The following is a 23,810-nucleotide window of genomic DNA, read 5'->3' as shown; positions in this document are numbered from 1 at the left end:
TTGGCGAAGCGCACAAGAAAACGGCGCACTTCTCCAACAAGCCCGAATGGACGCAGGCGCGCGAGGCGCTAGACCCGCTTCCTTCGCGCACGAAACGCAGCCATGGGCTCTATGCGCACGCCCTGCTTGTTGGCGCTGATAGCCAAATCGCCCTGCACGTTGGCCACGTACCCGCCCCTTGGGCGCGCTTCGCCCCATGCGGCCAGCACGGCGTCCACGGAAGCAGTCTCCACCCGCGCTTCGGGTCCCAGCATGTGATGCAAGATGCGCACCGCCACGCGACGAAGCAACGGAACGGGCTGTTCTCCCAGCTCGGGGGCCAGAACGCAACCGGCATCGAAATCGGGGGACTGCCCGGGAACATGCTCGATCCAGGACGCATGCTGCTCAACCAGATCGTCCACCAGGCTCTCGAGCATGTCGTCTTCGTCGGCGATCAGGTTCATGGTTCGGCACAGCACTTCCATGAGCTGGGTATTTCGCTCTTTCGCACGCGGCACGATCTCGTGGCGCACGTACGCGCGAAACCGGTCGGTATGGGCATTCGTGGCATCCTCGCGCCACAGCGCGCCCGAATCGTCGCGCGCCACCGGCAAGCCAGCCTGTGCACGGTCGTCCAAATACGCCCGAAGATCATCGCGCGTCGCGTCCAGCAACGGACGAACCACCGGCCCGTTTCGGTACCGCATCGCGCGAAAGCCGCCCGGCCCCGTACCCACGATGGACCTCATGTAGAAGCTCTCCACGCGGTCGTCGGCTGTGTGAGCCGTGAAAATACGCCCGTCCGCAAGCGGTGCGGACGCGTGCAGGCACAGGCTTTCGAGCGCTTCGTTCGCGGCAAGATAGCGCTCGCGCCGCGCGACGGCCTCCACGTTCTCGCCCGTGCGCTGCGCCTCGCGCGCTATATCGACCTCGCACAAGAACAGCGGCACAGCCAGAAGCTCGGCAAGCTCTTCCACGAACCGCGCGTCGGCATCGGCGTCTTCGCCCCTGAGCTTGTGATTCACGTGCAACATGGCAAGCGGGCCCACCAGCCCTTCGTCGTGCAGGTCGCGAGCCAAATATGCCAGCGCCGTCGAATCCGACCCCCCTGACACCATAAGAAGCACCGGGGCGTCCGGCTTCGCCAAGTCGCGCTCGGAAACGGCGGCAGCAATGCGCTGACGCAGGATGTTCGATTCGCTCACGTTCGCTCCCCTTCTCGCATATCCCGCCGATCGAACCCACTCGAAAGCGGCGAAGCCCAAACGGGGCTTTCAAGTCCAACAGGACGCCAAGCGTCTTGGCGATATCATACTCCTCCCTAAGGGCTCAGAAGCTGGAAGGGAGGTTTCTGTTTGCAGGAGCCACGATAAGAGCAATCGTCTCGATGTGATCGGTATGGGGGAACATGTCAACCGGCTGAACAACCTTGACCGTAAAGCCTCGGTCACGTAGAAACGCCAGGTCACGCACTTGAGTTGTAGGGTTGCAGGAAATGTAAACCATGCGTTTCGGGGCAAGCGCCACGGCAGCGTGCAAGAATTCCTCGCTCGCGCCGGCGCGCGGCGGATCCATCAGCAGCACGTCTACGCGCTGGCCGTCAGCCGCCTGCTCGCGCATGAAATCGCCCGCGTCGCCCACCACGAACCGGGCGTTTTCCACCCCGTTGTGCCGGGCGTTCTCGCGCGCGTCGCGAATGGCCGAAGCCACGCTGTCCACGCCCGTCACCTGCGCGGCGCCGTGCTTTGCCGCCACCAAACCAATGGTGCCCGTGCCGCAGTAGGCGTCGATGGCGCTCTCGCTGCCGGTGAATTCGGCCAGCTCGATGGCACGGCGGTACAAAACTTCAGTCTGAACTGCGTTGACCTGGTAAAACGACTGCGAAGAAATACGGAAGCTCAGTCCGCACAGCTTATCCAATATGAAGCCGGGGCCATAGAGCGTTTGCTCGCGCTGCCCCAAGATGACATTCGTCTGACGCTCGTTGACGTTCTGCACGACCGTCGTGACGCCGGGGCAGCGCTTGACCAAATCGCGGCAGAAATTCCGCGACGCCGGGAACTCCCGCCCGTTCGTTACCAGCGTAACCAGCACCTCTTCGCTTGTATGCCCCACGCGCACAATGGCATGGCGCAAAAACCCCACCCCTTTGTCTTCGTCGTAAGGCGTTATGCCGTAGCGCGGCATAAGATCGCGAATGGCCCGGATAATGCGTTTGGCCTGCTGGTTTTCCAGCAGGCAGGCATCGGTGGAAACGATGCGATGCGTACCTGCGGCATACATGCCGCACAAGATCTCGCGCCGGGGAGCTGCGCCCTTGCCGTTCTTGCCGCCTTTGCCGCTCTTGCCTCGACCTTCCTTCGAGCGATCGGCTTTTCCCTTGCCGCCCGGCGCAGGGAGCTTGCGACCGGGCGCGTACGGAGACGCCACCTTATTGCGGTAGTAATAGGGGTCTTCCATTCCCAAAATAGGCAGAAGCGCAGACGGATCGGCCACCTGCGCGAACAGCTTCGCAACCTGCGCATCTTTGGCAGCAAGCTGATCGGCGTACGCCACGCTGATATGCTGGCACGCACCGCACTGGCGCTCAACGGGGCATTCGGGATGCGGCACGGCATCTTCCAACACGCTTGCGCATGCGCCCTTACTGCCAAACGAGGAATTTTGCATTGTCGTCACTCCAATGAACATCGCGGATATAGCGTTGCAGGCGCGCACCGTCGCGGCTTTCGAACAAGCGCACGATTTCGGCATGCTCGTCGTTTGCCTGCCGCAAAAGGCCGTCCAAATCGGATTCGGCAACGCGGGCGTACTCGCGCTTCATGAAGCAGCGGTTCAACTGCCGGATAAGCTCCACCAAGCGAGCGTTTCCGCACTTCTCCATATAGCAGGCGTGAAAGTCGCGCTGAAGATCGTCGTATTTTTTATACAGGCGCTTCTCGATGGCCAGCTCCATCGAACCGTGCAGAAACTGCAGTTGGGCAAGGTCCTCGTCGGTCATGCGGTCCACCGCAAGCAGAGCCGCCCGCCCGTCTAAAGGCCCGATGACCTCGACAATCTCCCGAGCGCTGTCCTCGGTCACGCTTTTCACGTAAAACCCCTTGCGCGGAACGTTTTCAAGATAACCGTCGGAGGCAAGCTGAATGAGCGCCTCGCGCACCGGCGTACGGCTCACGCCTAGCGCCTCGCATATCTGCTGCTCGCTGATTTTGTGGTCGTCGGCCAGCGCACCGCCGTCAATAAGATCAACGATGTAGTCGTACACATGGCCCTTCAGCGACCGGTACTCGTTTGTCATGTAATCCGCCTGTCACGCTGCTGCACTGCATACCAATATATCATACGCGCAACCCTGCCCTCTGCGAAGAACAGGGCAAACGAGCCCTTAGACATTCCCGAAAACAGCCAGGCGCAAACGCCGGGGTGGCGACCTTTTTCACGCACGCCCGCTTCACGCGTGCTCGCTTGCTTTCCCCAAGATCGACCGGGCTTTGCACCGTCATGCCGTCCGAGCGCGTTGCCAAGGCGTCGTGTCCGGGCGGTAACTTTTTCCTTATACGCCTTGATTGTATACAATATCCAAGCTACAGTTTGCACCATAAGGAATACCGGCAGCACCGAACCGCGCGAAAGGATTCGCAATGACCAAGTTCACGAACGTCATCGTCCGCCGCCCCGCCAAATCGATGGTCGAAGGCATCACCTCCGCACCCGAGCTGGGCAAGCCCGACTACGAGCTGGCCTGCAAGCAGCATGACGACTACATTGCGGCCCTGAAGGAATGCGGCGTCGAGGTAACCGTCCTGCCCGCGCTCGAGCAGTTCCCCGACTCCTGCTTCGTCGAGGACCCGGCGGTCATCACGCGCAAGGGCGCCATCATCGCGAACCCTGGCGCCGCCAGCCGCAACGGCGAGAAAGACGAGATCGAGCCCGCTGTTCGCCAGTTCTTCGATGACGAGCACGTGAAGCACATCGTTGCCCCGGGCACGCTGGACGGCGGCGACGTCATGATGGTGGGCGACCACTTCTACGTGGGACGCTCCGCTCGCACCAATGAAGAGGGCATCCGCCAGTTCTTCGAGATCCTGGAAGGCTGGGGCCTCGAAGGCTCCGAAGTGCCGCTGGAATTCGTCCTGCACCTGAAGACGGGCGTGAACTACCTCGAGGACAACAACATGCTGGTGTCCGGCGAATTCGTGACGAAGCCCGACTTCGCTCAGTACAACAAGATCCAGATTCCCGAGGACGAGGCCTACGCCGCCAACTGCATCTGGGTGAACGGCACGGTCATCGTGCCCGAGGGCTACCCGACCGTTTTGGCAGCCGTGCAGGACGCGGGCTACCAGACGCTGACTGTCGACACGTCCGAGTACCGCAAGCTGGACGGCGGCCTGAGCTGCCTGTCGCTGCGCTTCTAACCCAACGCTCGCTTGATACGCAGGCCCGGCATGAGCATGCCGGGCCTGCGTGCAGATAAGCCCGCTCAAAACCGAAGGACAACGCCAGCGTAAGCGGTAACGGATCTATAACTCTTTTAAGAAGCATTCAGCGACGCACGGTATAGTAGTCTGCGAGACACCGTACGTGAAAGGACTTCCCATGAACTTCATCATCCGCTGGCTGGTCACCGCTATCGCCGTCGGCGTGGCCGTATGGCTGGTTCCCGGCATCGAGATCATCGGCGGCAACGAGGCATGGGTGGGAATCGCCATCTTCGGCTTGATGTTGGCGCTTGTCAACATCAGCATCAAACCGCTCATGCAGGTGCTGAGCCTTCCCATCACCGTCATCACGCTGGGCATCTTCTATCTGATCGTAAACACGTTTTTGCTGTACGTAGCCGCATGGCTTGCAAACGGCATCTTCCAAGTTGGGTTCGCCATTGCCACCTTCGGCAGCGCGTTCGTGGCATCCATCGTGATCAGCATCGTGTCGGGAATCATGAACTCCCTGGTAGGAGCCGACGACTAGAACGCCAAGCGCCCGCAAGCACCGCGTCTTTCGACGCTGCCCGACGGTCCCGATCGCCTTGTGCGAAAGGGATCGTTTTTCTATCTCCAGAAAGCCTCCATGGACAACCGAGCATTTCGCTTTATGATGGACAGGAACTAGCCGCTTCGCATTGATCCGATGCCCGCGGGCGCCGCACGTCGTCGTCGCGCGCGGGCATCGGATCCGCACATCACGTGAGGATCCGAACCATGGAGCACATCGAAGGCGTCTCTCGCGACGCCTCGGGACACGCGTCTACGTCCCCGAAAAACGCCGCATCATGGCGATCGAAAACCGGCGCCGCCGCAAAGCGCATCGCGAAAATTCTCGCCCAACTCGTCTTGCTTCTGGGCGTGTACGCCGCAGGCTGCGCGCTCGCCTCGGTACTTCCCATCACCCTGCCTGGAAACATCGTGGGCATGGTGCTGCTGCTGGCGCTTTTGGGAACGGGCCTCCTGAAAACGCGGCATGTCGGCGATGCGTGCACGTGCCTTATCGACAACATGTCGCTGTTCTTCATTCCCGCCGGAGTTGCCATCATGGGGTGCGTTTCTCTGCTGGAAGGAAACGTGGCGAAGTTTGCCCTGGTCTGCGTAGCAACAACCGTGCTGGTGTTTTTGGCTACGTCAGGAACCGTGGTGTTCGTATCGCGCCTGATGGATCGATGGGAAAAGAGGTAGAGCATGGCGCCGCTTATTCTCACGCTTATTGTGGGCACCGTGCTTTCCGTTGCGACGTTCAAGCTTTCGGTCCTGCTGTACCGCCGCGTTAACTCCCCGCTTCTCAATCCCCTCCTGGTCACGGTGGTATTCGTCATCGCCGTGCTGAGCATCTTTCGCATTCCTCTGGAATCCTACGAGGAAAGCGTCCGGGTGATCTCGTTCTTGCTGGGACCCGCAACCGTAGCGCTGGCATATTCGGTATACCAGCAGCGCCAGATCCTGAAGAAGCACTTCGCACCTATTTTCGCCGGCTGCTTGGTAGGTTCCATCGTTTCCATGGTCAGCGCGTACGGGTTGTGCAAACTGCTCGGTTTGGGCGACGACATGGCGCTTTCGTTCGTTCCCAAGTCGGTCACCACGCCCATCGCCATCGCCGTTTCCCAGCAGCTTGGAGGCATCACTTCCATCACGGTGGCGGCCGTTATCGTAACCGGCGTTCTGGGAGCCATATTCGCGCCGCTCATGACGCGCGTGTTCCGCGTGCGCAACCGCGTGGCACGCGGCGTGGCCATCGGAACCTGCGCACACGCCGTTGGCACCACCAAAGCTATCGAAATGGGAGAGCTCGAAGGCGCCATGAGCGGCGTGGCCATCGCGGTGGCGGGCCTGCTCACAACCGCCATCGTGATCGTAGCCAGCTGCTTCATGTAAGTCGGGGGCCGCATGCGGCCCCCGACAATCACATGCTATTCGTCGCCCGATGCAAAAGCGATGCGATAGACGGCCTTTGCGTCGTCCATGCTCAGCTTCTTGAAGCTGCCGAACGGCTCGCCCTTGTTCTCTTTGAGCGTGGGAATCAGCTTATCGATATCGGCTTCTTCAACGCCCAGCTCGTCCAAGGTCATCGGCATGCCCAACGACGCGAAGAACGAACGGGTTTCGTCGATAGCCGACAGAGCGTCGGCGGCCACATCTCCCGTGGGAGCCAGCCCGAACACCTCGCGCCCGTAGTAGGCGAAGCGAGCCGGGTTCGCGTCGTACACGAATTCCATCCAAGCCGGGAACATGACGGCCAAGCCCGCGCCGTGGGTAATCTCCGGATACAGTGCGGAAAGCTCGTGCTCCAAGCCGTGCGTTGCCCAGTCCTCATGCCGACCAACGCCCGCCAAACCCTGATGGCACAGCATGCCCGCCCACATGACGTTTGCACGCGCATCGTAATTGTCGGGATCGGCCAGAACACGCGGAGCCTCGGCGCGCACCGTCTTCATAAGCGACAAGCACAGATTGTCCGTCACCGGAACCGCGCCCACGTCGTCGAAGAAGCGCTCGAGCAAGTGGCAGAACATATCGGTGCAGCCGGCAGCCGTCTGGAACGGCGGCAAGGTGAACGTGAGCTCGGGGTTCATGAACGCAAGCTTCGGGCGCTGCGCGTTGTTCGCATACCCTGTTTTCATTTGCAACGCATCGTTCGAGACCACCGTGTTCTTCGACGCCTCGCTGCCAGCCGCCGGAATGGTCAGCACCACGGCAATGGGCAGCACGTCGTTCGTCGGCCGCTTCGACTCGAAGAAATCCCACACGTCGCCTTCGTAGCGCGCGCCCACCGCGATCGCCTTCGCCGAGTCAACAACCGACCCGCCGCCCACAGCCAGTACCCAATCCACCTCGTGCTGCTTGCATAGCGCTACGCCTTCGCGCACCAACGTGATTTCAGGGTTGGGACGAACGCCCCCCAACGTCACGTGCTCGATGCCGTGCGCCTCCAAAGACTCTTTGACGCGATCGATCAAGCCGCTGGCCAAAGCGCTTTTGCCGCCGAAATGCAGCAGCACCTTTCGGGCGCCACGTTCGGCCAACTTTGTCCCCACCTGCAGTTCTGCGTCTTTGCCGAATACGAAATGAGTCGGCGACACGAATTCAAAGTTCTCCATGACCATGACCAACTTTCTTTTGACTGAACCGTTACCGCGCCCCGAGCGCAGCAGGCTTGCCGCCTAGCGTACAATAGCAAGCATAGTACATACGCGTGTACCGTACACCGTTCGAAAGGAAATTGCCATGCCTAACTCTGATGCGAAAGTAGTTCGTGGGCTGAGCATTGCCGTCTTGATTCTGTCCATACTTGCCGTTGCCGGCTCCTTGCTGGTCATGATCTTTCTGGGCATCGGCGGCGTAGCGCTCAGCGATCCAAGCGTCGCGAGTTCCGCTGCTATCGAGATCGACAACGGCTCGGGGATAAGCGCGGACTCTCTGAGCGGCGACGAGGTCGTTGTCCTAGCCATGCTGAGCCTGGGCGTTCTCGGCATGTTCATGGGCTGGTTGATAATCTGCTCCATCGTTCCGTTGGTGGCGGCAATCCTGGGAATGCGCAACTACAACAACGTGGACAAACTGGGCGGAGCTTTCGGCTGGGCCATCGCAGGCGCCGTATTCTCGTTTTTGTGCGGCAACCTTATTACCATGGTGCTGCTTATCGTATCCGCCGTGTACATCAACAAGCTGAGGCGCGCGCCCATGGTGCCCTACGGCCAGGCGCAGCCCGTGTACGGTTACGCACAGCAGCCCGGAAACCAGCAGCAGCCTCCCACCCCTCCGGCGCAGTAGCGCAACCTTGTTCGAGATTCGCACATGAAAAAGCCCGCTTTGCTTGCGGGCTTTTTCATGCCTGTTCGCAGCGCCTTACCCCAGCGCCACGTCCAAGACCATCATGACCAAGAAGCCGGCCATCACGCCAAGGGTGCCGGCGTTGGAGTGGTCGCCCAGATGCGCCTCGGGTATGAGTTCCTCCACCACAACGTACATCATGGCGCCAGCCGAGAACGCCAGCATCCACGGCATGTACGGCGAGATAAGCCCCGCGAAAAGCACCACGAGAATGCCGAATACGGGTTCGGCCAGACCCGACAACGTACCCAGCGCAAACGCCTTCGGCGCGCTCATTCCCTCTTGCAGCATAGGCAGCGCCACGGCCGCCCCTTCGGGCACGTTTTGGATACCGATGCCAATAGCCAGCGCTACGGCCATGCCGAACATTGCAGGATCGCCGCCGTTTTGCGCCGCCATAGCAAACAGCAAGCCCACGCTCATGCCTTCGGGAATGTTATGCAAGGTTACCGCCGTGAACAGCAGCGTGGGTCGATTCCATTTGCTGGGCAAGCCTTCGGGCTTGCTATCTCCTGGATGCAAATGCGGCAGCAGTTGATGCAGCGCCATAAGAAACGCCACGCCCAAAGCGAATCCGCCAGCTGCGGGGATCCATCCGATCTGGCCCGCTTCCTCAGCGCGCTCGATAGCCGGAATGAGCAGCGACCACACTGAAGCCGCGATCATAACGCCCGCGGCGAACCCCAAGAAGATGCGCTGGAACAGCAGGCTGTCGCGCTTTCGGAACAGGAAAACCGAAGCAGCGCCCAACGTGGTCATGAGAAACGTGAATCCGGTACCGGCGGCGGCCCAAAGCAAAGCCTGTTGCAACTTGTACTTCCTTTCGATCATTTCGCAGAACCATTACCGTACACCTTACCGCATACCCAGAAAACCCCCTCTACCTATTTGGCACACGATTGTGGGGCTTCCGAGGGCTGGACGATCGGAAAGCAAACCGTAACGCTTTGCTTTCGAGAGCCGCGAACAGGGGAATACGTAATGAGGCCGGGGGTTGCGCCCCGGCCTCATCGAAAGGAATACCGACAGTATCGCTTGGCTTTTGCTGCTTTTCCTACTAGCCCATCGCTTTCACGATGTCCGCAATAATAACCGCACGAGACTGTTTACTTGGCGAAGATAGTCTTATCGTTCGTATTGCGTTTCTATTCAACTGTCGGACACCGCGATTGTACTCTCTTTTACCCTAAAAGCGAACCCTTTCCAGGGTTTTTGTGCAGGTGAACAACGAAATTGTTACCTAACGGACCTTTGCCCGTCATCAAGAGGACCTTGCTACTCATATACAAAAAGACGGGGATTTTATTCATTTTTGAACTCGGCAGCAAGGTCGGCAAAGAGAAGCGAAAGGCTCGGAAAAAGCGATCGAAGCCCGCCATCCAAGCCGTATGAAGCCCGCCCTCGGCACCCGGGATGCAGAACGAAAAAACGCCCCCGGCGAAGCGGGGGCGTCCAACAAGCAAAGGCAGATCGCTTGCGGCTATGCGTTAGCCAGCGGCGACGGCGTGGTGTAGACGCGCGCGGCGTTTTCCTGATCCAGGTCGTAGAGAGCCTTGGCATCCGAGCCGAACAGCTTCATGCGCGTGATCATCTTGTCGGCGTTGTCCTCTTCCTCCTGCTGTTCCTCGATGAACCAATCGAGGAACTTCATCGTGCGGTAGTCCTTCGCATCGGCAGCAGCGCTGTAGATGTCGTTGATAAGGCTGGTCACGTACTTCTCGTGCTCGAGAGCAGCCTCCAGCGGCTCCAAGTAGTTCGAGAACTCCTTGTCGGGCTGGTCGATAGCCAGCAGCTTCACGCTCTGGCCGTTCTCATGCAGGTAGTTGCGGAAGATCATCGCGTGATCGCGCTCTTCCTGGGCCTGAATCTCGTACCAATTGGCGAAGCCTTCCAGACCCTCTTCTTCGTAGTAGTCGGCGAAAGACAGGTACAGGTACGCCGAGTACAGCTCTTTGTTGATCTGGTCGTTCAGCAGTTCGTATACGCGAGCATCCATGAAAAACTCCTCCTTTGTAACCGCGAGCGCCGCATGCGACGCCCCTGTTCATCTGCATTTATGATACCGCTGATCAATCATTTAAGACATACGCGTTGCCGCGAATTCACAGAGTGCGCAAGGAAAGAGGCCGATCGTACCCGCCGCCGAGCGAGAAGCCGCGCGCCACGCCCAACTAGGCAACCGGGCAGCCAGCCGATGCCTTCGCACCCGGCGGCGGGCGCGCAACCTACTGCGCCATAGACCGGACGATGCGAGCCCTAACCTGGGCAAGAAGGACAACCACCACGTAGACAGCCAACATGAGCAACGCGATTTTCTGAGCGCCGTCGCCCAGCAACTGAAACGCAACCATCCCCGCCGCAACGCTTGCGGCGCAGCTTGTGCAGAACATGGCGAACACGCGAGAAAAGCCCACCTCAGAGCTTTTGGCGGTCCAGAACAGCACCACCAGGCCCAAAATATTGAACACGGCCACGCCCAGATACGAAATCACTTGGAGCGCGATCGAGCCCTGCAAAACATCAACCGAACTCAGCAGAGGATACGCCAGAAGAAGCAGCGCCGAACACGGCAGCGCCGCACGGTAGAACGACTCCATAGCGCCGCCGACGATTTCACGCGTACGAGAAACAACCCACCACACCAGTGCGAACACAAGCAGGTACGCCAAAGGCTTCGGGGAAATTCCCGTTGCGGACAATCCACCCGCGTACGGCCAAAACGTCGCTCCGATCATGAAGAAGTTGAACATGAGGCCCAGCACGGCAGCCCATCCGTTGCGCATGGCCTGAGACATGGTGGAGATAGGCTTAGGCGCAACGTAGTCGTCGCGAAGACCGGCGCGCACCTCGTCGGCAAGCACGATTTCCCGCGCAAGAAGCGGCAGCCCTCCGCAAACGGCCAGAACAAGAAGACCCAGGCAGAACAGAAAGGGAGTTCCGGCAAATTCCATCGCGAACCACCAACATGCAGCCGCCAAAAAGGAAAGCGCCGTGTTCAGAAGCGCGCCGCGATGCGTGAACAGCCGGTAATAACGCCCCCACTGGCGCAGCAGGCAGGTAAGGCCAAAGCCCAGGAACAGCCCCGATCCCGCAGCGCATACCGCCGCAGGCAACAGACCCGTCAGCAGGGCAAACCCTACGCCGACAATGCTGGCGAACAAGCCAATGCCTATCGACCAGCGTCGTTGCTCTTCATCGTGCGCCGAAACCAGCACCGCCATGCAAAGCGACACCACCCCGATAAGAAACGAGCATGCGAACAGGCCCGCAACGCCCTCGAGAGCGTACACGGCAAGCAGTTGGTTGTCGGCGTGCAAGCACAAGCCGAATGCGGCCAGCACGCATGACAAAGCAAGGCCCACCGGTGACCATTCGCGTTCGTATGACGTCGTAGTGCTTATGCTCATTCCCTTCGTTTGAAGGTTCCCATTATAAAGCAATACAAGAAAACCAACCTTACATTGTGCCAAGCGGTTCCGAAGAGAAACCATCCCAAGAAGAACCCCGAAACGCAAGGGATCCAGCGTCAGCCGAAGCGCTTCCGCACGCTCGCCCAGCGCGCGGGCCAAACCTGCAGACCCGACAAAAAGCGCGCCGCCTTCCCAAGAAAGCGGCGCGCACGCACGTTTGCCGTGTGCCTCGGACTACAGAGCAGGCACGACCATCGTAAGGGGCAGCGCAGCAACAACCACCAGGTAGCGCAGCAGAAAGCCGCCTATGAGCACGCCTGCATCGGAGCCGAAGCTGATCCAATGTGCCTTGCGGCTTTCCTCGAACTCCTTCGGGCTGAAGAACAGCAGCCACGTCTCCAGGGCGGTAGGAATCACCAAGCCAATCAGCACCAAGCCGAACCAGAACAGCGCCGCATATCCTCCGGACACCAAGCTGACCACCGAGTTCCACCCTGCAACCGAGTTGCTCGACGTGATGAACAGCAGCGCAGCCACCAAAACCAACTCGATGATGGGCAGGCAGAAGTGGAACTTCTTCAGCACGCCCACGCGGTTGAACTCGTCGGCATGCTTCACAATGCTGATGAGCAGCACGGAAGCTGCACCGGCCGACAAAGCCGATACCAGGAACAAAACAGGCAGCAGCGCGTTGTTCCACAAGGGGAACGTCTTGCACACGCCCAGCAGGGCACCCGTGTACATGGCTACGGCCACGCCGAACACCGTTCCCGCAATGTCAAGCCACACCGGCACGTTCTTCTTCAGGATGTCCAGCAAAAGCGCCACCAGAGCAAGCACGGTGAAGCCAGCCAGGAACACCACGCCCCAGGTCATAACAGACCCGAAGTTCGTAAGCAGCAGCGCGAAGCGCAGCGGATTGTGCAGGCCGCCCTCGGCGTCGAACATCAGCAAAACCAAGCCGATGACCACCGCAACAGGAGCCACGATATGGCCGATCTTGCGCATGTTCACCGCTTCGGGATGACGCCAGCCCAAGAAGGCGGAGGTGACGAACGCGCCGCCGCCGAGACCGGCGAGGAACAGGTACCATGCGATGATGGAGCCCCAAATCGGTTCAAACGTCATCGTTCATCACCTCACGTAGAATACTTTGACTTTGGTCAAGTCGCCGGAAATAGGCTGAGCGCCCTCCGCGACAATGGCCTTGGATATCTTGGACTCGGGATCGTCCAAGTCGCCGAAGATGCGGGCATCCGTCAGGCACGCCTCCACGCACGAGCACATCTTCGTGCCCGTCACCTCGGCCGACACCGTGCAGAAGCGGCACTTGTCAACGGTTCCCGTTTCCTCGTTGAACGAACGCACCTGGTAGGGGCACGCCGCCATGCAGTACTTGCATCCGATGCAGCGACCGTGGTCAACGCCCACCACGCCGTCGGCGCCGATGAACGCAGCGCCCGTCGGGCACACCGCCACGCAGGGAGCGTCCTCGCAGTGCATGCACTGCAACGGCACCGTCTCCACCCCCACGTTGGGATACGTTCCCGTTTCCTGTTCCTCGTAGCGAATGAAGTGCTGCGTAGGCAACAGATCGTTCTGGCGCTGGCAGGCCACGCGGCAGGCGTAGCAGCCAATGCACTTCTTCGTGTTGATGAGCATTCCGTAGCGAGCCATTACGCACCCACCTTCTTAACCGTGACGACCGCTTCCTGCGTCATCGCCGACCCATATCCGGGCTCCATGTGGAAGGGCACGAAATCCATTTGGCGCAAGCCCACGTTGTACGCCGTATGCTGATCGGGCACCGAGCAGCCGTAGTGGCTGGGCATGTACAGCGCCGTAGGATTGATGCGCTGCGTCACCTTTGCACGAACGCGACCCGTGTGCTGATCGTTCGAAACCTCCACCTCGTCGCCATCGGCAATGCCCAGGCTGTCGGCCACGTCGGCGTTGATCCAAACGCGCGTCAGATCGTAGTCCTTCGTGATCTGCATGAGGTCTTCGATGTTCGCCGTCTGCGTGTGGCTGTGGATAGCCTGCTTGCCGCCAATCAGACGCAGTTCGTTTCCGATCGGCATGATTGCCGGCTCCACCCACACGGGAACCGCGGACAGCCCCGCCTTCTCGCACGCCTCGCTGGCAAACTGAACCTTGCCCGAGGGGGTCTTCCACTTGGGAGCGTTTCCGTACGAGAACTCCTTTTCGGGGAAGTATGCCGTGCCCGTTCGCTTGAGCGCGTCGAGCGAAAGGCCCACGGTCTTCAGCTGCGCGTCAGCCAGTTCGTCCACGCTGAACTGGAAGTACTCTCCCACGCCGCACGCGTCGGCCAGCTCGCTGAAAATCTGATCGACCGGCTTGGTATTGGGATGAATCTTGTCGAGCACCTGATCGCGCAACGACACCGCCGGAACCTTGCCGCCGATGAACTCGGGCAGCTCCAAGCGCTCCAGGTAGCTGGTGTCGGGCAGCACGTAGTCGGCCAGCATGGCGGTTTCGGACATCTGCACGTCCACGACCACCATCAGGTCCAAATTGGACAGCGCTTCGTTGAGGTACGCGGTGTTGGAGTACCCGGCAGCCATGTTCGAGTTGTAGAAGAACATGCCCTTCAACACGCCTTCTTTGGCCTGCTGCGCCGCAAACAGGTTCGTGCCCATTCCCGAAAGCGCCAGCGGATACTCTTCGGAGCCGGCAATCTTGCCTTCGGGCTTGGGAACGCTGGGGAACTGCGCCTTGTCCACGTCGCCAGCGGAAACGCTCGAAGTGAACAGCGCGCCGCCCTTCTGGTTCCAGCAGCCCAATAGCGTGTTGAACAGCGCAATGGCGCGCGCCGTCTCACCGGAGTTCACGTACGAGCAGCCGAACGCGCCGCGCCAGCTGGGCTCGATGGAAGCCGCAGGAGCGGCCTGGGCGAATTCCACCGCCAAGCGATCGATCGTCTCGGCGCGGATGCCCGTGACCTTTTCGGCCCACGAAGGCGGATACGCTTCAAGCTCTTTCGCCCACTGATCGAAGCCCACGGTGTTCTCGGCAACGTAGTTCTTGTCGTACAGGTCTCGCGTGACCAGCACGTTTGCCATAGCAAGCACCAGGGCAAGGTCGGTGCCGGGATTGATGGGCACCCACTCGTCGGCAAACTTGATGGAGTTGTTGCAGCGCGGGTCCACCAGCACGATATGCGCGCCCTTGTCATGAGCCTTCTGCAACGAAGCCACCGAGCTGGGGCGAATGGCGTCAGCGTAGCTGCGGCCGATGAACATGGTCATCTTGGAGTTCGCCACATCGCTGGAGTAATTGCCCGCGCCGATAGCCTGCGTGAAGCCGGCTTCCTTCGACAGGTTGCAGGCGGCGCCGTGCGTGTACACGTTCGCCGAACCCAGCGCGTTCATGAAGCGCTTCGTGTAGTACTTGCCCGACGGGCGCGGGTCCTGGACCATGGCCAGGGCCTGAGGGCCGTCGGAGGCGATGATGCCCTTCACCTTTTCGGCGATCTCGCTGTATGCTTGATCCCACGTGATGGCCTCGAACGCACCCTTGTCGTTTTTCTTGAGCGGATCGGTCAGACGATCCTTCGAATAGGCAATCTGGGAATAGCCGTAGCCGCGGGCGCACAGCTTGCCCTTGGCGTAGGGATGGTCGGCGTCGCCGATAAGCTTCGTCAAACGCCCGTTCACGACGTAGGCGGAGAAGCCGCACTTGCTCGAGCAAGCATTGCACAGCGTGTGGACCGTCTTCGTCTCCCCGTTCGTCGGCTCGTCAGCGTGAGCCTGCTGCCACGCGTCGAAGCTCACGAACCCGGACGCCGTCGCAAGCGCGACCGCCCCGGCACTCCCAGCCAGAAAGCCTCGCCTGGTTATAGCGTGTTCTGACATAGTTGTTTCCTCTCTATATGCATGCACGTGCATTCGATGTGCTCGACACCCGTCATGCGCTCATCTCCGTCGGCGAAACCTGCGCCCATATCCCCATGAGCACGTCGATCAGGCCAATGTAGAAACTCGCATCGTCTTCAAGCGACAGCAACCGCAACCGATACGCCGTAAGCCAGCCAAGCCGTTCCACAAGGAACAGTCGCGCTTCGTCGCGCATGTCAAAACGCAGCAGCGTTGCCGCAAGATCAAGCTCAAGGGCTAGATGATCGGGACACGCCGAAAACTCCGGCGGCACCTGAAAGCCCAAGCGCTCGATGAGATCGCGCATGTACAGCGCCGAATCCCCCCAGTACAATCCACCCGTATTGCGCAAGAACGGCGAAGATCCTGCCGCGCTGGTCCAAGGTCGGTACAAAGACTCGACGGGCAAAGCCGACTCGGGAAGCCCGCCAACGAAATGCCGAGCCGCGAACGCCCGCTTTTCCTGGTACGTAGGAGGACGGAACAAGGCGTTCACCTCGCCGACGGAAAGAAATTCCTGCAACGGGCAACGCCTGCGCGCATTGGCGATAGGGCTGGGAGTTTCCCCGAAGGCTCGATCGTCCTGCATGGCGCAACGCGCGGCGTCAAGGAAATCCGACCACGCGGCACCGGTCGACGCCTGCTTCCATTCGGCTTCCTCAACCGGCGCAAAGCACATCGACAGCACCGAAAGCATGGCCTCGTCTTTCATCATCGCCTTTCCTCCTCTCCTTGAATCATGCGCTTGTCGCGCATCAACAACAGATGAACCGGGGTTATCCCTGCACGAGGGTCGCCGTCCTCACGACGCCCTGATCGATGACCTTCTGAGCAATGTCTTCCCAGTCGATGAACTTGATGGCGCCATTGGGGCACTGCTCGGCGCAGCGGCCGCACGAAATGCACTTCGTCGAGACGCCCGTTTCGGAGTCCACCACGGGCATGTTCCACGGGCACGCCATGTGGCACATGCCGCATCCGATGCACTTCTTGACGTCTACCGTGCGCGCGCCGCTTTCTTCGTCGCAGTAGATGGCGTGAACCGGGCAGTAGTTCATGCACTGCGGGTCGGCGCACTGCTTGCAATGCTCCACCGTGAACTCGCAAGCTCCGTTGCCGTCGCCGAACACGCCGTCGCCGGTGTCGGGGCCGGCCCCCCAGTTGTAGTTTTCCCACACACGCACGCGAGCAATGTGCTGGCACACGCGACCGTCGTTCTTCAGCGTGCACATCATCTCGCAACGCTGGCAGCCCGAACAGCGGGCACGGTCGGTCACGATCATCTTGGTGGGCGTCGTGCGAATGTCGATGCGCCCCGAGGCGATCGAGGCGGACGTCACGCCCCACGAAGCCAGCACGCCACCGACCACCAAGCCGGCTACACCGCAACCGGCCATGGCCAGCACGTCGCGGCGCGTGATGTTTTTCTTCTTCGGAGTCTCCTCGGACGCGGCGGGCGTCGCAGCGGATCCAGCCGCTGCGGGCTCCTTGGCCTGAGCGCGCTGTTCCTCGGAGGTGTTGTTGTTCAGATTGGTATCTGACATAGCCTGATACTCCCCCCTCACATATATGGTGAGTCTCGTTTCAGTGGTTTCGCCGCCCTGCGAGCGCTTTCCTTTGCGCCCAGGGAGGCCCGTCCCGCGCTATCCTTGCATTTCTGCGTTTCCTGGTTCACACAACAATTGCAGTATGCCTACCCTACGCAAACGTCCCTACCCTCTTTGAGGTGCTTTTGGCTTTAATCGGGCATTTTTGCGAAATACCCTCAAACAGGGTACGCGCACTTCAGAAGAGCAAGGCATACTGGGCGGCGACGAATTCTGTCACCGTGTTCCGCACGCATCCCCTGGGTTCTCACACAACAAAGAGCCGACTATCAAGAATTTGGAGATGCAAACATGGCTGACGAAAAATCGTACGGATGGGCCGGTAAGATCCTCCGCGTCGACCTCAGCACGGGCGCGATCACGACGCAACCGACCGACCCCTACAAGGCTTACATCGGCGGCATGGGCCTTGCCAACAAGATCATCTACGACGAAGTTCCCGCAGGAACCGATCCTTTGGCGCCCGAGTCCAAGATCGTCTTCGCCGTTGGCCCCCTGACGGCATCGGGCGTGCCCTTGGCCGGCCGCACCACCATCAGCTTCTTGTCCACCTTCACCACCGACCACCTTCCGGTCGATGCGCACTGCGGCGGCATGATCGGCGCGAAGATCAAGCTGGCCGGCTACGACGCCATCGTGCTTGAGGGCGCTTCCAGCAAGCCCGTGTACCTGCACATCAAAGACGACCAGGTGGAAATCAAGGACGCCAGCTTCATCTGGGGCATGGGAACCCGCGCCACCACCGAAACGCTGAACCGCATCGAGGGCATGAGCGCATGCGTGGCCACCATCGGCCCCGCCGGCGAGAACCTGGTTCCGTACGCATGCCTCATGAACTCGCGCAACCACTCGGCAGGCGCCGGCGTGGGCACCATCATGGGATCGAAGAAGATCAAGGCTCTGGTGGTCGAAGGCAACGGCAGCGTGAACGTAGCCGACCCGCAAACGGTAGCGGAGCTGTCCGACTACATGCTGCGCGATATCGTGGGATCGAACAACAACCACGTGGTTCCCTCCACGCAGCAGGAATGGGCCGAGTACTACGACAAGGGCTCCCGCTGGACGGCGCGCAAGGGTCTGTACTGGGCGCAGGCCGAAGGCGGCCCCATCGAAACCGGCGAGCCCAAGCCCGGCGAATTGAACACGGTGGGCTACCGCTGCATGAAGTCCGTAAAGGACGACGGCCCTGAAGCCGAGAAGTACACCATCAAGATGAACGGCTGCCACAGCTGCCCCATCCACTGTTACTCGGACCTGCGCGTACCCGGCAGCAAGGACAACGGCGGCTTCGAGATCACGGGCAACACCTGCGTGCCGAACTTCCCGTTCCTGTACATGATCAAGATTTTGGGAGACAAGACCACCGTTGAAAACGGCTCCGAGGATTTTGTAATTTGGAACCAGGCTATGGGCTCTACGGTCGACGACCTGGGCTTGTGGTGCAACTACGCGCAGCTGTACCGCGACATCGCGCACTGCTACGCGACCGGCATCTTCGAGCGCGTGCTGCCGCCCGAGGAATACGCGTTGTTCGACTGGGAGGGCCTCAAGAGCAACGATCCCAGCTTGATGGTGAAGGTGCTGCAGCACATTGCCAAGGGCGACAACGAGATGTCCTACATCGCGCACGGCCCCATCGTGTGGTGCAAGCGCTGGGACGACATGGGATGGTTCGACAAGCCGGCTTCCGCGCTGATCAACTACCGCGGCTGGCCCGTGCACCACGCCATCGAATGCTTCGGCCAGGTGGGCGGCGTGTACAACATGATGTTCAACCGCGACGACATGATCCACTCCGCCGTCAACTTCCAGGGCTGCGGCTTGCCCTTCGACCTAAAGAAGCAGATAGCTGCCGAGATCTGGGGCGGCGAGGACGCCATCGACGCCGACAAGAACTACACCCCCATGAACGAGCACAAGGCGAACTTCGCTTGGTGGAGCATCGTGACCGACGTGCTGCACGACTCGCTTACGCTGTGCAACTGGGTGTGGCCCATGTCCATGAGCCCCTCGAAGACGCGCGATTACCGCGGCGACCTGGATCTGGAAGCCAAGTTCTTCACCGCCGTCACCGGCGAGCAGGTGTCCACGGATGACCTGTACAAAGCGGGCGCGCGCATCATGACGCTGCAGCGTGCCGCAACGGTGCGCGGCATGATGGACCCCGACGGCACGATAGGCTGCAACGACATGCGCAACGTCCACGACGTCATCACCGAGTGGGTGTTCACCAAGGATCCCGACAAGCAGCCCTTCACCGAAGGCACCGACAAAATGGATCGCGACGACTGGAACAAGGCGCTCGAAATGACGTACGCTAAGTTCGGCTGGGACGAAAAGCTGGGCTGCCCGACGAAGGATTGCCTGGACTACTACGGCATGGCCGACGTCAAGGAAGAACTTGCCGGCTTGAACTTGCTGCCGTAACGCCATTTCGCATACGGGCACCTTGGCGCAAGCCAGATGCCCGTACCCCTCTCCCCCTCCCTCCAAGCACGAGGCCCCGGAATTGCTCCGGGGCCTCGCTGTGTAACAGGGTAGCGGGAATGGCAGATGAGGGGCGGTGGAAAAGTTGGGCGCGAGGGGGGCTGAGACAATCCCGAACGCCCGCAAAACCGAATGAAGCCGCTTTTCATCCGCACTTCAAATGTGACCACGCCTTTTACCGGCGCGCCGTTCGTGCGGGCGCCCTCGAGGTTCTCCGTTTTTGCCACAGGCCCCGATTTGCGCCCACGCTGCTGCGGGGGGATCGCATCCCGCACGGGGCCCGCATCCCGCATGGGGCACGCATCCGCAAGCCCCGCGCCCCCCTTCGCCCCGTTGCGCACGAAAAACCGCGTTTGCTGGCAGGTTTTGACGGTTTGAGGTCGTTGTCGAAGTGCGATGAGAGGCATCCGAACACCTAGCAATTTTCTATAGATTTTTGACCTGGCGTAACGCGAGATCGCTCTATTACCGCCAAAAGCAAGGAGTCTTCCGACGACCCCAAACCGCAAGAACCTGCCAGCGATGGCGGTTTTTCGTGCGCAAGGCCATGAGAAGGGGCCGACGTGAGCCCGGCTGCGCAAGGCTCCGCGGCCCGCCCCGAGCCGCGCGCAGCCGGGTTCACGTCGGCGGCAGACGCGGGGGCAACGGCGCATCGCCGCCGGCCCGGCCCGCAAAGCGAGCTACACGTTCATGTAGCGCTCGACGGAAGCCCACTCGGCAAGAGAGCCCGCGTATGTGGGCGTAAGGTACTCGGTCGAGAAGTAGTACACGTCGCCGTTCGATGCGCGCGTCTGCTGAACATCGGGATAGAGGCCCGATTCGCGCACCTCGTCCCATGCTCGGTCAATCTCCTCGTCAGTCAACCGAAACGGCGGGTTCTTCAAGCTCGATGCAGGCAGCGGACGCGGGTAGACGCGGGATTCCTCGCGAATGCAATCCACGAACGTCACCACGTTGTTGTCCTCGGCCGCCAAAAACGCCCAGTGCGCAAACGTGTCGGTCATGCGGCCGCTGTCGTACAGATAGTAGCTGCGCGCTCCCACCAAAGCCACGATCCCGGTACAATCGACCACGCGCTCGACGGGCTCCGGGTCTTCGTCGGTCGGAACCAAAACCCACTCCCCTTCAAGCTCGACCAGCCGATAACCTGCGGGAATGTTCAAATTGGCGAAGGGGCTGCGATCGTCTTGCACAGAAGGCTCCGAAGCAGCCGCTTCGTCCAGATCGACGGCAACATCAACAACCTCGAGATTGCCGGCATCGGCAACCTCGAGCACGGCGTCATCCAACGCCGGCGAACAGGCGCAATCCACGGAAGCGGCGCCGTCCGGCTCCTCGACAGGCGCGGGCGCCACAATCGCAGGAGGAACCCCCACTGCGCGCGTGGCGCTTCGATACACAACGGCAGGTTCGTCCTCGCTCGCCTGCTCCTGAGCAGCAGCTTGCTGGTCTTCAAGGTACTCGTACACGAACATCTCGAATTCGTCCGCCGTCATATGGGCAGGAACCAACTCCAGGTCAACCCAGCGCGTCGGTTCGACCAACTGGCTGTCGGACGACTGCTCTCGCACGTCGTCGAACACGGCCGCAAGCGCATTGCGCTCGGCAAGTTCCAACGCAACCGCTTCTTGATCGACAACTTCTTCAGCCGCTTCACAATCGCAGGGCGCATCCTGAAGATCGGCGCCCGCCGACAGCGTATCCTGCACCTCGCTCATGCCCTCACGCCCGCTTTCGCCAATGCCTCGCTCACCTGCAAGTCAATGCGCGAATCGCGCAGCGAGCAGTGCTCGCACAGCATGCACGTGACCGAATATTCGTCGCACGGCAGTTCGCGATTCAGCCGATCCAGCGTCGCCCCTTGGCGGATGAGCCAGTCGCCGACCAAAGCGCGCACGCCCTCCACGGCGAACACCGGCGTATGAGCCTTGTCCCACGGAACGCCGTCGAGCGCTTCCTTCACGTCCTCGGCAGACACGGCAAGCGCTTCGTCAAAGGTTTTCCCTTCGATCATAGAGCAAACCACGCTCGCGCACGCCGTCATGGCAAGGCAGCCGCGCGTCTTGAACCCTACGCGCGCAAGCGTTCCCGTTGCCGGATCGACCACAGCGAACAGCCTCAACGCGACCTCGCCGCGCTTGGACTTCCCTACCATGCTCTGCGCGTTGAAACCCTCGGGCGCGCCGCCGTTGCTGAAGTTCGCCACCACGGCAAGCAGGGTATCGGAATACCCCGACACCCCGTCGTCGATAATCGTCTGGTACACATCGGCGGTGCGGATAACCGCCCGCTCGTTCGGCTCGAGGTATACGTCTCTCGTATCTCCCACGACCCCGCCTCCTTAGCCTCAAGCGCCCGTTACAAACCTGAATAGAACACTGTGCTATGATGAGCCTCGACGCAAGGCTTCCGTACCCTCTTTGGGGATAATTTGCAAGAAAGGCCTTGTTATCAGGAATATCAACGGATCGCTTCGGGGGAGGGCACGGTTGGACGATCGGTTGCACGATGCTGCAGGAGAAGCTGGTCAGCATGACGAGGTGTCGCTGTTCGCCCCGGCACCGCTCGAAGGCGAGCAGGAAGACGGCGCTCGCAATGAATTTCGGAAATTCTCGCCTTTGCTGCCCTCGATCGTGGGCTTGGCATTCGGTCGCGCCGGCCTGATCGTAGCAAGCTACGGAAGCTACACCAGCACCGATGCGGGCATGCTCACCGACGGAGCCATGCTGGTGGCGCTCGCTTTCCTGGGCGTGTTCTTCTTGTACATCGCCATTACGAAGCGAAGGGTAAAGAAGTCGTTTACCAACGCGCTCGTGCACGTCTGCATCTTCTTCGAAGCCGTCGGCCTTGCAGCTCTGGGCGCGTTCGAAATGTTCGGCGTGCAAAGCTGGGAAGCCCATTTCGCCATGAGCACCTTGTGCACCCTTGCGTCGTCGGGGGCCATTTTCTACTGGCTGCTGCGAGCGCGCGGGGCGGCAACCATCACGGCCGCCGTGTACGTGTTCGCCGCGCTCATCCTCAGCGAAATTGAAATCTATCTGTGCACGCTCATGCCCATCGCCCTGGGAAACCTGGTGGCGTGCGCCCTCGCTCTAGCGCAATACCCCTGCATCCGCTGGGCACGCAAGCAGGCGCTTGCTCACGACATCCGCTCCATTACGCTTCCTAGCGACTACTTCGGATTTGCAAAGAGCATGCTGACCAGCAAGCGATTCCTCATAGCTACCGCTATCGGCGTCGGGTGCCTGGCCGCAGTCGACGGCATGCTGCGCGGATACCCCAACGGCCAGCCCATATCGTTTACGCCCGTTACGCGGTTCATCGAATTCCTGGTAGTCGTAGGCATCAGCGGCACTATCGTTTTCCTGGTTGCGAAGCGGCATCAGCGCATCATGACCGTGGGGATTTTCGTGCTGATGGAACTGCTGGCATGCCTGGCGCTGATCTGCTATGCGGCGTTTCCGGATGCGCTGGACATCGGCGCCATCTTCACCACCACGCTCAACGCGCTCATGGTGGCATTCAGCTGGTACATCATCATCGCGTTCATGAGCTGCGGCTGGCGCGACCCGTACTACTACGCCATCGCAGGCTGGATGGTGTGCTGGGGGTGCCGCGCCGTCACGCGCGTGGCCCTGATCGAGTTCTACGAGCTGTCCGCCAACGACATGCTCATGTGCGCCGTCATGGGAACGGCTATCGTGCTGTCAACCCAGGTGGTCCTCACGCAGTTCTTAAGCGTTGCCCAACTGGAAAACGAGAAGGAAGACAAGCGGAAAGAGAAGCAGCAAAGCGTGCTGTCGAAGATCATGGGCCTCGACGAGCACGAAACGCTTGCCGACATGCGCCAAGCGTCCATGCAGCACAACGCCGAAGAGATAGGCAAACAGTTCATGCTCTCCGAACGAGAGGTGGAGGTACTGGCCCTGTACGCGCTAGGATTCACGCAAAAGCGCGTTGCCGAAGAGCTCTTCATCAGCCCCGGCACAACGCATGCGCATATCAAGCGCATCTACGCGAAGACGGGCCTGCACTCTCGTCAGGAGATTTTGGACTACATGCAGCACTACACGTCGTAGCGCCCGTGCAACGGCGTTGCGAAACCGC

21 protein-coding genes are annotated in these 23,810 nt (G+C 60.6%); 7 read left to right on the top strand and 14 right to left on the bottom strand.

The annotated features are described in order from the left end of the window. Positions 1-68 precede the first annotated feature (68 nt). From tilS to LG373_RS10385, 3 genes are all read right to left on the bottom strand, one after another. Positions 69-1,187 carry a tRNA lysidine(34) synthetase TilS gene (gene tilS / locus LG373_RS10395; protein ID WP_114567282.1) on the bottom strand — a complete coding sequence of 373 codons (1,119 nt, stop codon included), beginning with the start codon at positions 1,185-1,187 and terminating at the stop codon, positions 69-71. A gap of 124 nt (positions 1,188-1,311) precedes the next feature. Further along, complete coding sequence (gene rlmD, locus LG373_RS10390; protein WP_225749738.1) at positions 1,312-2,610, bottom strand: 23S rRNA (uracil(1939)-C(5))-methyltransferase RlmD; 1,299 nt, start codon at positions 2,608-2,610, stop codon at positions 1,312-1,314. Between the two features lie 16 nt (positions 2,611-2,626). Continuing rightward, positions 2,627-3,280 carry a GntR family transcriptional regulator gene (locus LG373_RS10385; protein ID WP_216529349.1) on the bottom strand — a complete coding sequence of 218 codons (654 nt, stop codon included), beginning with the start codon at positions 3,278-3,280 and terminating at the stop codon, positions 2,627-2,629. Positions 3,281-3,623: 343 nt separating this feature from the next. Here LG373_RS10385 and LG373_RS10380 point away from each other — a divergent pair, with 343 nt between their 5' ends. The 4 genes from LG373_RS10380 (at position 3,624) to LG373_RS10365 (ending at position 6,347) form a co-directional block, all read left to right on the top strand. Next, entirely contained in the window at positions 3,624-4,400 is a 777-nt protein-coding gene (locus LG373_RS10380) for a dimethylarginine dimethylaminohydrolase family protein (RefSeq protein WP_114567286.1), read from the top strand. Positions 4,401-4,581: 181 nt separating this feature from the next. Further along, positions 4,582-4,953: a phage holin family protein gene (locus LG373_RS10375; protein ID WP_114567287.1), complete on the top strand. Its 372-nt coding sequence runs from the start codon at positions 4,582-4,584 to the stop codon at positions 4,951-4,953. A gap of 230 nt (positions 4,954-5,183) precedes the next feature. Beyond that, positions 5,184-5,654, top strand: coding sequence for a CidA/LrgA family protein (locus LG373_RS10370; RefSeq protein WP_114567288.1), 471 nt, complete (start codon positions 5,184-5,186; stop codon positions 5,652-5,654). A 3-nt stretch (positions 5,655-5,657) separates the two neighbouring features. Then, positions 5,658-6,347 carry an LrgB family protein gene (locus tag LG373_RS10365; protein ID WP_216529348.1) on the top strand — a complete coding sequence of 230 codons (690 nt, stop codon included), beginning with the start codon at positions 5,658-5,660 and terminating at the stop codon, positions 6,345-6,347. A gap of 35 nt (positions 6,348-6,382) precedes the next feature. On the opposite strand, the gene LG373_RS10360 is transcribed toward LG373_RS10365, so the two are convergent. Continuing rightward, complete coding sequence (locus LG373_RS10360; protein WP_216529415.1) at positions 6,383-7,570, bottom strand: iron-containing alcohol dehydrogenase; 1,188 nt, start codon at positions 7,568-7,570, stop codon at positions 6,383-6,385. Between the two features lie 127 nt (positions 7,571-7,697). Between LG373_RS10360 and LG373_RS10355 the strand changes: the two genes are divergently transcribed. Then, on the top strand, positions 7,698-8,243 hold the full coding sequence (locus LG373_RS10355; protein WP_114567290.1) for a hypothetical protein: 546 nt from the start codon (positions 7,698-7,700) through the stop codon (positions 8,241-8,243). A 75-nt stretch (positions 8,244-8,318) separates the two neighbouring features. On the opposite strand, the gene LG373_RS10350 is transcribed toward LG373_RS10355, so the two are convergent. The 8 genes from LG373_RS10350 to LG373_RS10315 all read right to left on the bottom strand — a co-directional run bounded on the left by LG373_RS10350 (position 8,319) and on the right by LG373_RS10315 (position 17,153). Next, on the bottom strand, positions 8,319-9,113 hold the full coding sequence (locus LG373_RS10350) for a ZIP family metal transporter (protein ID WP_114567334.1): 795 nt from the start codon (positions 9,111-9,113) through the stop codon (positions 8,319-8,321). Between the two features lie 670 nt (positions 9,114-9,783). After that, positions 9,784-10,299 carry a ferritin gene (locus LG373_RS10345; RefSeq protein WP_114567291.1) on the bottom strand — a complete coding sequence of 172 codons (516 nt, stop codon included), beginning with the start codon at positions 10,297-10,299 and terminating at the stop codon, positions 9,784-9,786. Positions 10,300-10,528: 229 nt separating this feature from the next. Continuing rightward, positions 10,529-11,710, bottom strand: coding sequence for a hypothetical protein (locus LG373_RS10340; RefSeq protein ID WP_225749736.1), 1,182 nt, complete (start codon positions 11,708-11,710; stop codon positions 10,529-10,531). A gap of 237 nt (positions 11,711-11,947) precedes the next feature. Then, positions 11,948-12,841 carry an NrfD/PsrC family molybdoenzyme membrane anchor subunit gene (nrfD, locus tag LG373_RS10335; protein ID WP_216529346.1) on the bottom strand — a complete coding sequence of 298 codons (894 nt, stop codon included), beginning with the start codon at positions 12,839-12,841 and terminating at the stop codon, positions 11,948-11,950. Between the two features lie 6 nt (positions 12,842-12,847). Continuing rightward, on the bottom strand, positions 12,848-13,390 hold the full coding sequence (locus LG373_RS10330) for a 4Fe-4S dicluster domain-containing protein (RefSeq protein WP_114567294.1): 543 nt from the start codon (positions 13,388-13,390) through the stop codon (positions 12,848-12,850). Beyond that, positions 13,390-15,588 (bottom strand): molybdopterin-dependent oxidoreductase, encoded by a 2,199-nt coding sequence (locus LG373_RS10325; RefSeq protein WP_216529345.1) that lies wholly within the window; start codon positions 15,586-15,588, stop codon positions 13,390-13,392. Before LG373_RS10325 ends, LG373_RS10330 begins: the two co-directional genes overlap by 1 nt. A 52-nt stretch (positions 15,589-15,640) precedes the next feature. Then, complete coding sequence (locus LG373_RS10320) at positions 15,641-16,324, bottom strand: molecular chaperone TorD family protein (RefSeq protein WP_225749735.1); 684 nt, start codon at positions 16,322-16,324, stop codon at positions 15,641-15,643. A 61-nt stretch (positions 16,325-16,385) separates the two neighbouring features. After that, on the bottom strand, positions 16,386-17,153 hold the full coding sequence (locus tag LG373_RS10315; protein ID WP_114567296.1) for a 4Fe-4S binding protein: 768 nt from the start codon (positions 17,151-17,153) through the stop codon (positions 16,386-16,388). 354 nt (positions 17,154-17,507) lie between these two features. Between LG373_RS10315 and LG373_RS10310 the strand changes: the two genes are divergently transcribed. Continuing rightward, positions 17,508-19,643, top strand: coding sequence for an aldehyde ferredoxin oxidoreductase (locus tag LG373_RS10310; RefSeq protein WP_114567297.1), 2,136 nt, complete (start codon positions 17,508-17,510; stop codon positions 19,641-19,643). Positions 19,644-20,383: 740 nt separating this feature from the next. Here LG373_RS10310 and LG373_RS10305 read toward each other — a convergent pair. Together LG373_RS10305 and LG373_RS10300 are read right to left on the bottom strand one after the other, a co-directional pair. Then, entirely contained in the window at positions 20,384-21,421 is a 1,038-nt protein-coding gene (locus LG373_RS10305) for a hypothetical protein (RefSeq protein ID WP_225749734.1), read from the bottom strand. Continuing rightward, positions 21,418-22,032, bottom strand: a complete 615-nt coding sequence (locus LG373_RS10300; protein WP_225749733.1) for an iron-sulfur cluster assembly scaffold protein — start codon at positions 22,030-22,032, stop codon at positions 21,418-21,420. Before LG373_RS10300 ends, LG373_RS10305 begins: the two co-directional genes overlap by 4 nt. Positions 22,033-22,192: 160 nt before the next feature. Here LG373_RS10300 and LG373_RS10295 point away from each other — a divergent pair, with 160 nt between their 5' ends. Further along, on the top strand, positions 22,193-23,782 hold the full coding sequence (locus tag LG373_RS10295; protein WP_225749732.1) for a response regulator transcription factor: 1,590 nt from the start codon (positions 22,193-22,195) through the stop codon (positions 23,780-23,782). The last annotated feature ends 28 nt before the right edge of the window (positions 23,783-23,810 follow it).

Source organism: Paraeggerthella sp. Marseille-Q4926 (assembly GCF_916618935.1).
Taxonomy (GTDB): Bacteria; Actinomycetota; Coriobacteriia; order Coriobacteriales; family Eggerthellaceae; genus Paraeggerthella; species Paraeggerthella hominis.
The sequence above is the reverse complement of the archived record's forward strand: the minus strand, read 5'-3'. Positions and strand labels throughout refer to the sequence as shown.

Bases quoted from the DNA above. Each gene is read 5' to 3' on its own strand.
- LG373_RS10315 (WP_114567296.1), bottom strand. From the start codon at position 17,153: ATGTCAGATACCAATCTGAACAACAACACCTCCGAGGAACAGCGCGCT.
- LG373_RS10305 (WP_225749734.1), bottom strand. From the start codon at position 21,421: ATGAGCGAGGTGCAGGATACGCTGTCGGCGGGCGCCGATCTTCAGGAT.
- LG373_RS10325 (WP_216529345.1), bottom strand. From the start codon at position 15,588: ATGTCAGAACACGCTATAACCAGGCGAGGCTTTCTGGCTGGGAGTGCC.
- LG373_RS10310 (WP_114567297.1), top strand. From the start codon at position 17,508: ATGGCTGACGAAAAATCGTACGGATGGGCCGGTAAGATCCTCCGCGTC.
- LG373_RS10385 (WP_216529349.1), bottom strand. From the start codon at position 3,280: ATGACAAACGAGTACCGGTCGCTGAAGGGCCATGTGTACGACTACATC.
- LG373_RS10330 (WP_114567294.1), bottom strand. From the start codon at position 13,390: ATGGCTCGCTACGGAATGCTCATCAACACGAAGAAGTGCATTGGCTGC.
- nrfD (WP_216529346.1), bottom strand. From the start codon at position 12,841: ATGACGTTTGAACCGATTTGGGGCTCCATCATCGCATGGTACCTGTTC.
- LG373_RS10380 (WP_114567286.1), top strand. From the start codon at position 3,624: ATGACCAAGTTCACGAACGTCATCGTCCGCCGCCCCGCCAAATCGATG.
- LG373_RS10360 (WP_216529415.1), bottom strand. From the start codon at position 7,570: ATGGAGAACTTTGAATTCGTGTCGCCGACTCATTTCGTATTCGGCAAA.
- LG373_RS10375 (WP_114567287.1), top strand. From the start codon at position 4,582: ATGAACTTCATCATCCGCTGGCTGGTCACCGCTATCGCCGTCGGCGTG.
- LG373_RS10355 (WP_114567290.1), top strand. From the start codon at position 7,698: ATGCCTAACTCTGATGCGAAAGTAGTTCGTGGGCTGAGCATTGCCGTC.
- LG373_RS10370 (WP_114567288.1), top strand. From the start codon at position 5,184: ATGGAGCACATCGAAGGCGTCTCTCGCGACGCCTCGGGACACGCGTCT.
- LG373_RS10365 (WP_216529348.1), top strand. From the start codon at position 5,658: ATGGCGCCGCTTATTCTCACGCTTATTGTGGGCACCGTGCTTTCCGTT.
- LG373_RS10340 (WP_225749736.1), bottom strand. From the start codon at position 11,710: ATGAGCATAAGCACTACGACGTCATACGAACGCGAATGGTCACCGGTG.
- LG373_RS10320 (WP_225749735.1), bottom strand. From the start codon at position 16,324: ATGATGAAAGACGAGGCCATGCTTTCGGTGCTGTCGATGTGCTTTGCG.
- LG373_RS10345 (WP_114567291.1), bottom strand. From the start codon at position 10,299: ATGGATGCTCGCGTATACGAACTGCTGAACGACCAGATCAACAAAGAG.